At 66.5% G+C, this 6,470-nt stretch carries 8 protein-coding genes; 7 read left to right on the forward strand and 1 reads right to left on the reverse strand.

Features of this window, described 5'->3' with window-relative positions; all coding sequences use genetic code 11:
* The first annotated feature begins 274 nt into the window (after positions 1 to 274).
* The 3 genes from ACH442_RS47685 to ACH442_RS47695 all read left to right on the forward strand — a co-directional run bounded on the left by ACH442_RS47685 (position 275) and on the right by ACH442_RS47695 (position 2,867).
* A complete protein-coding gene (locus tag ACH442_RS47685) occupies positions 275 to 886 on the forward strand; it encodes a hypothetical protein (protein ID WP_396344861.1) in 612 nt (203 codons plus the stop codon).
* 45 nt (positions 887 to 931) lie between these two features.
* Complete coding sequence (locus ACH442_RS47690; RefSeq protein WP_396344862.1) at positions 932 to 1,231, forward strand: hypothetical protein; 300 nt, start codon at positions 932 to 934, stop codon at positions 1,229 to 1,231.
* A 268-nt stretch (positions 1,232 to 1,499) separates the two neighbouring features.
* Entirely contained in the window at positions 1,500 to 2,867 is a 1,368-nt protein-coding gene (locus ACH442_RS47695; protein ID WP_396344863.1) for a helix-turn-helix domain-containing protein, read from the forward strand.
* On the opposite strand, the gene ACH442_RS47700 is transcribed toward ACH442_RS47695, so the two are convergent.
* Positions 2,864 to 3,427, reverse strand: coding sequence for an NUDIX hydrolase (locus ACH442_RS47700; RefSeq protein ID WP_396344864.1), 564 nt, complete (start codon positions 3,425 to 3,427; stop codon positions 2,864 to 2,866). The genes ACH442_RS47695 and ACH442_RS47700 overlap by 4 nt on opposite strands.
* 165 nt (positions 3,428 to 3,592) lie before the next feature.
* Here ACH442_RS47700 and ACH442_RS47705 point away from each other — a divergent pair, with 165 nt between their 5' ends.
* From ACH442_RS47705 to ACH442_RS47720, 4 genes are all read left to right on the forward strand, one after another.
* Positions 3,593 to 3,871 carry a hypothetical protein gene (locus tag ACH442_RS47705; RefSeq protein ID WP_396344865.1) on the forward strand — a complete coding sequence of 93 codons (279 nt, stop codon included), beginning with the start codon at positions 3,593 to 3,595 and terminating at the stop codon, positions 3,869 to 3,871.
* A 293-nt stretch (positions 3,872 to 4,164) separates the two neighbouring features.
* The gene (locus ACH442_RS47710) at positions 4,165 to 5,115 is read left to right on the forward strand and encodes a JmjC domain-containing protein (protein WP_396344866.1); all 951 of its coding nucleotides are present in this window, start codon (positions 4,165 to 4,167) and stop codon (positions 5,113 to 5,115) included.
* Between the two features lie 58 nt (positions 5,116 to 5,173).
* A complete protein-coding gene (locus ACH442_RS47715) occupies positions 5,174 to 5,650 on the forward strand; it encodes a hypothetical protein (RefSeq protein ID WP_396344867.1) in 477 nt (158 codons plus the stop codon).
* Positions 5,651 to 5,665: 15 nt separating this feature from the next.
* Positions 5,666 to 6,409: a phosphotransferase gene (locus ACH442_RS47720; RefSeq protein ID WP_396344868.1), complete on the forward strand. Its 744-nt coding sequence runs from the start codon at positions 5,666 to 5,668 to the stop codon at positions 6,407 to 6,409.
* The last annotated feature ends 61 nt before the right edge of the window (positions 6,410 to 6,470 follow it).

Consider the following 6,470-nt stretch of genomic DNA (forward strand, 5'->3'; position numbering starts at 1 on the left):
CGCCGTCACCAGGCACGAGCCAGACGAGCCCACTATGCCCGCCGCCTCACCCTCGAACTCCAGCCATGATCACGAATGGCGGCTGCCGTACTAGCTGGCTAGCATCCGAGCAGTCTGGGATGAGCCGGTTCGAGTCCGGCGACCCGGCGCGCCGCACAGCGGCAGAATAGTGCGCACGGAGGTACACGCCAGCCAAAGCGGATGCTTCTGCTGCGGGTTCTGGGCGACACGTTGGCCGTAAGGTCAGGTCTCGGCGTGCCGGCGCATGTCTACCATGATCAAGATGATGACCTACAGTTCACTGGGCCCTGGGGACGTGGCCGTCCCAACCGCGGGCGCGGTGCTGTTCCGGCATTCGATGCTGCGAGCACTGTTCGTTGTTGTGTCCGTAATGATCCTCGCGTGGGCGCTGTCGATGCCCCTCACCTCCGCGCTACTCGGTCACCCCACAGGTTGGGATGTCCTCGATTCTTTTCCTCCGCTGTTTCTGCTACCAGGGGCGATCGGTTTTGGCATTGGTGCCCTCCGGCAACGTACTCACCCGACGTGGATCCGGGTCTCCACCCTCGGCATCGAGTTGGCGCAGCGCGGCGACCCGGTGTTCGTCCCGTGGTCGAACGTCATGACGGCTCGGGTACGCCGCCGGTGGATATTTGCAGTTCTAGATGTGATCCCGGCAGATCCAAATACCGTCAGCGCCGTGCGGCCCAGCCGCTACTTGCCGAGGTTTCGGTACAAACATGGCGTTGCCATGTTCCGCATCGAGGTCGGCACTATCTGGCCAGGAAGACGAAATCTCCAGGCCGCTTTGGTCCGATATCGGCAGACGGCAGAGGGCGTTGCAGGAGCCGAGCAACCGCGTGAAGATTTTGTTCCGCGTCGCTAAAGCAAGTCACCTCAAACGCACTCGGTGGCGCACTCTATTCGGCAGTTGAGTAAGCAGGTACTGCTTCAACGCAAGCCCGCAACCAGCCTCGCACAGGGTCAGTTCCTGGTCTGCCCCGGCGGGCATCCCGAGATCCGGGGCCGGTTCGGCTACCTCGTCGCACGGCAGCGGCCTACCCCGGGTACGCCTGCTCGACCTCGACACTGCGCCGCCACCTACCTCGCCAGCGGAGACATAAGAGCTGCCCAGGAAGTCCTTGGCCACTCCACCATCGGAATCACCTCCGACACCTACACCTCCGTCTTCCTCGAACTGCGCCGACCCAACGCCGACGCCGCCACCTAATCTCCCACGAAGCGGCCAACAGCCTTGCCACGCGAAAGAGTGGCACTCCGAGCCAGCGCCAGAGTGCGCTGGTTCCGGAGAGCCGCCTGTCAGACCTTTTAAGGTGACGCCAGGGCGCATTCGTCCGTATCGGCTCGTGTCCCCCTCATGCGTCCGGCAACAACGGAGGTCTCCCGTTATCGCATGGGTCCAGGTATGGTTCGCCGAAGTTACGCGAACCAATGGAACCGAAAGTCGATCATTGTCGGCTGGACCATGGGAGCGACTCATGCCGCGACGAACCGTTCACGTCGATGCTGACTTCGCGCGGAAGCTCAAGGAGCTGCGTGAGCAGCAGGGACTCTCGCTGCGACGGCTCGGCCGGATGGTCCACTGTTCGCACGGCTACCTCTGGGACCTGGAGACCGGAACCAAGCGCCCCAGCGAGGCGATCGCTGTCCTGCTCGACAGCGCGCTGAAAGCAGACGGACAGTTGTCAGCCATGGTCCGAGAAGTGTCAGCCGACAACAACGTACGGCCTGTCGCCATCGAAACCACCACCCCCACCGGGCTAGAGTTCGCGCCGAATTGGCGGCATGGCCTAAATGCCGTCGTGGATCTTTGGCGGGGCGATATGCAGCGGCGAGACCTCCTTCGTGGCGCCGGATTCAGCGCGACGGCATTCCTTCCCCCGGCGATGCGCTGGCTGATGTCGTCCTTCGACGAGCACCCGACCGGTGACGGTGATCGATTGGTCGGCATGCCGGACGTGGAGACGGTGCGCCGGATGACGTCGACGTATCGGGCGCTGGACAACCAGTTCGGTGGCGGCCACATCCGCGACAGCCTGATGCGTTTCCTGGACGGTGACGTCACCGAACTGGTCAACGGACGCTACGACGCGGCGACCGGACGGGCGCTGTTGTCGGCGGTGGCCGAGACGACCCAGCTCGCCGGCTGGGCGTCGTATGACGCGGGCATGCACGGCCTCGCTCAGCGCTACCTCGTCCAGGCCCTGCGGCTCGCTGCAGCAGCCGGCGACCAGGCGCTGGGCGCGGAGATCCTGGCGGCCATGAGTCATCAGGCCGCTTACCTGCGCGCATCCAGCGAGGCAGTCGACCTGGCCCGGGCCGCCGGGCGGGCCGCCAGCACGGCCGGCATCGCGGCGATTCAAGCGGAGTCAGCGGTCCTTGAGGCGCAGGGATATGCCGTGGGCGGCGACGAGGCGGCATGCGCGACAGCACTGAACCGAGCCGAGGCCATCTTCGACACAGCCGACCGCAGCAGCGAGCCGCAGTGGATCGGCTACTTCGACGAGTCGTATCTGGCCGCAAAGTTCGGGCACTGCTTTACCGCGCTCGGACGCGGCGACATCGCCCGCCGGTTCGCCGCTCGATCACTCGACATGGACGGCCGGCAGTACGCCCGTGGCCGCCAGTTCAACCTGGTGCTGCTCGCGGTGGCGCAGGTGCAGGCCGGAGAGCCGGAGGAAGCCGCCCGAGTCGGCGTGGAGGCCCTGGACGCCTACGAGGGCCTCTACTCCTCACGTTCGCGTGACTATCTGGCGGACCTGGCCGACCGGCTTTCCAAGCACGTCGGCCTCCCCGCAGTGCGCGACTTCTCGGCGAAGGCTCGTCCCCTGCTGCAGACGGTCTAGAGTTCGCCGGTCGCTTTCAGCAGCAGGACAGCCAGCAGCCCGGATACTGAGCCGGCCCCGACGATCGTACCGTCGTCGATGTGCCGGCGGATCTCGTCGAGCGGTATCCAGGAGATGCGTTCGGCCTCGTTGACGTCGGGTGACGAGCCGGTGAAGTCAGCGCCGCGGGCCAGGTAGACGACGTTGTCCTGGTCGATGGTGCCGACCATCGGCTGGAAACCGACCAGCTTCTCGAGGCTCCGCGGCCGCCAGCCCGTCTCCTCCTCGACCTCACGTGCCGCGCACACCATCGGGTCCTCGTCCGGGTCGAGGTAGCCACCGGGCAACTCCCAGACCCAGCGGTCGATGATGAACCGGTGCCGCCACATCATCAGCACTCGCTGATCGTCGTCGACCACGATGACCATCGCGGCGCCGGGAACCCGCAGAACGTACTGCTCGAACCGCACGCCGTCGGGTAGCTCCACGTCGGCGATGCTCAGCACCGCGCGTCTGGAGTCGTCGATGACGCGTTCTCCGTGGATCGTCCATTCGCTGGCTCGCTTCGGCTCCACGCTCATGGGCGCACAGTAACCGCGAACCCTCGCCCTTGTACTCCATCGCAGCTCACGTCGGCCGACAGCGGCTGACGCGCCGCGTCTTCATTCCCCGTCACCAGGCCACCACGCTAGTGCTCAGAAAACGCCCGTACCAGCACCGATGTGAGGCCCTGCGGAAGGCGAGACATGGCGGGAAGCACCTACTACGCGACATCGGCCGAGCAGATGCTCAGCCACGCTCAAACGATCCTCGACGAGCACGTGACCTCCAGCGCGACAGGTCGCTGCCTGGCGTGCGGATCGTTCGGGCCGTGCTGGCGACGCGAGAGCGCCGTAGCGATCTTCTCCCGGTCCCTGCGGCTGCCCGCCCGCCTTCCCGGCGCAAGCAAACCCGAGCTGATCAACGCGCGCCGCATCTCGTCGGCACCGCCCCCGCTGCTCGCAGCGACGACGAGCGACCGGTAGCGGAGCCGGCATGCGAGTGAACCCCGCGATCAAATACCGCGCCGGTGCAACGGTGGCCCCTGCTCACGCTGGTGGACCGGACGCTGCCGGGCATGCCCGGCAGGCACGCAGGCGGTGGCGATTCCTCAGCCGACCGCGATGCGTCTGCGGCCTGCCGTGGCCTTGTCTCGAGGCGTGGATGGCGCAGAGCCGTCTACGCGAGGAATACCGCGCTCGCACCTCGGTCAGCGATCCAACGGCTTCCGGCCACGACAGGTGGCGGCCTCAATCACTCCCACCCTCCGGAGAATGAAATGTCCCTATCGACGTTGTTTGACGAGGTCACGGTCAGCGACATGATGAGCGCCTGGCCGAGCAAACCGGCACTGCACGCACCGCCCGACGGCAGCCGCCTGCCCGGCATCGTCAACGCGGAACTCCTCAACGGCTATCTCGACACCGGTACCGCGCCCGCAGAGCAACTCGTCGTGATCAAAGACGGGGCAGCGCTGCACTCCCGTGCTTACACGACCGACGGTTACCTCGACCCGGGCAAGGTCGCGAAGTGGCGTAGCCGGGGCTACACCATCCAGCTGCGCAACCTGCACCGCTGGTGCCCGCAGGTGCACGCGATCTGTGCGGCGATCCAGGACGAGACCGGCTACGGCACGTACGCCACGGGCTTCGTCACCCCGGCGGGCGGGCAGGGTCTGCATCACCACTGGGACCAGAACATGGGCTTCGTCTACCAGCTCGCCGGGCGCAAGACCTGGCAGATCTGGGAGCCCGGGGTCGAGGAGCCGCACCGGGAGCAGTTCGCGTCCAACACCTGGCCGGGCAGTGACGTGCTCGACCGCATGAAGTCGATGCGCCCCGACTTCGAGTTCGACCTCGGTCCCGGTCAGATCCTGGTGCTGCCGCGCGGCTGGATGCACAACCCGCATGCGCGCAGCCAGACCGAGGAGAGCGTCCACGTGACGTTCGTGGCGCGCGAGCGCACCGGCTACTGGATCGCCGGGAAGCTGGCTCAGGCCGCGCTCACCTCGACCCCGCTGCGGCGCGTCATCTCACCCGCCAGCGTCGTCGACCCCGCCGCCTTCGCCGCACAGGTCGCCGACGCGCGCGACATGCTGACGGACTGGCTTACCGGCGCCGATGTCAAGGCGCTGGCCGCCGAGCTGCTCCAGGCGGCGCGCACCGAACCGAACGTCGACTACGTCTCCCACGCGCCGAGTCAGATCGGCCAGCACCACTCGATCCGTTGATCCGGGATTTCACCGGCGCATCGGGCGTCGGCGATCCATACACCCTTAAGGAGGAGCCGTGACGCTCACGACTGCACTGCCGGTTCAGGCCGACAAGGACCCGCAAGCCCTCGTCGACCCCGAGACCTTCGACAAGCTCGCCGAGTTCTTCGCCGCCCGCCAGGAGGTCACCAAGATCTACGCCCGGCGGGCCGTCGGGCATGTGCTGCTCATGCTCAAGGCCCACGCCGACTCGCAGCACGACCCCGACTTCGGCCGGCTGCTGCCCGACGGCCGCTCATACCGCGTCGTCCCGACCGAACCGGTCGACGCGGCCTGGCACGCGTCGTTGCAACACACCGAGGCGTATACCGCCGCCTGCGAGCAGATCGCGGGAGGCTTCGTGCACCACGTACCGATCCTGACCGAGGGCATGGCTGACGGCTCCTCACTGGAGTACACCCGGCAGGCGCTCAAGGCGACCGGCTACTACATCGACCCCGAGTTCTGGGACGGCGAGGCGAAGTCCTGCTGCCCGCCGAACCCGGGCATCTGAAAGAGCAACTGATCAATGCGCACTGACTGGGCCACGTTGCCCGAGGCCGTCACGAAGGAAGTCGCCGACCGAGTCGGCGGTTCCCACATCTCGCCCGCCGCGACCGGTGACCACGCGGAGATCGCCGCAACCGTCACCGGAACGGCCGAGAAGGTGTTCCTCAAGGCGGCTCATTCTGACTTCGGGGTTCGGTCGTTGCGCTTCGAGCTGCGGGTGAGTGAGGCCGTCAGTGGGTCTTACTCACCCGCCGTCCGATGGCACTTCGAGGAGGCCGGCTGGCTGGTCGTGGGTTTCGAGCACTGCGACGGCCCGCACGCCGACCTGTCTCCTGGAAGCCCCGACCTGGACCTTCTCGGCGAAGCCTTGGCGGCGTTAAGCAAGAAGGAGGCACCGGACGTGGGGCTGTTCAGCCCGAAAGCGCGGCTGGGGTTCGAGCACCCGGCGATGGATGGCGACACGCTTGTTCACACCGACCTCGGCCCCGCCAACCTCATCGTCACCTCGGGGGGCCTGCGGATCGTCGACTGGGCGATGGCCACCAAGGCCGCACCGTGGGTCGAACTGGCCATGCTCGTCCCGTGGCTGATCGGCAGCGGCCACACCCCGAAACAAGCCGAGACCTGGTTAGCCCAGCAGTCAGCATGGACCACCCTGGACTCCTCGGTCCTCGACGACTTCGCGACCAACAACGCCGAGAAGTGGGCGCTCAAGTCCAGCCAGAACACTGTCAAGCCCCGGGTTTGGTGGAGAGTTGATTAGCTGGTTTCCAGCGGTGCGGTGATCGGCTGGGTCATCGCGTGTGATGCCTCGTGTTCGGCTG

Origin of the sequence: Actinoplanes sp. NPDC020271, assembly GCF_044388125.1 — a bacterium.
Classification (GTDB): Bacteria; Actinomycetota; Actinomycetes; order Mycobacteriales; family Micromonosporaceae; genus Actinoplanes.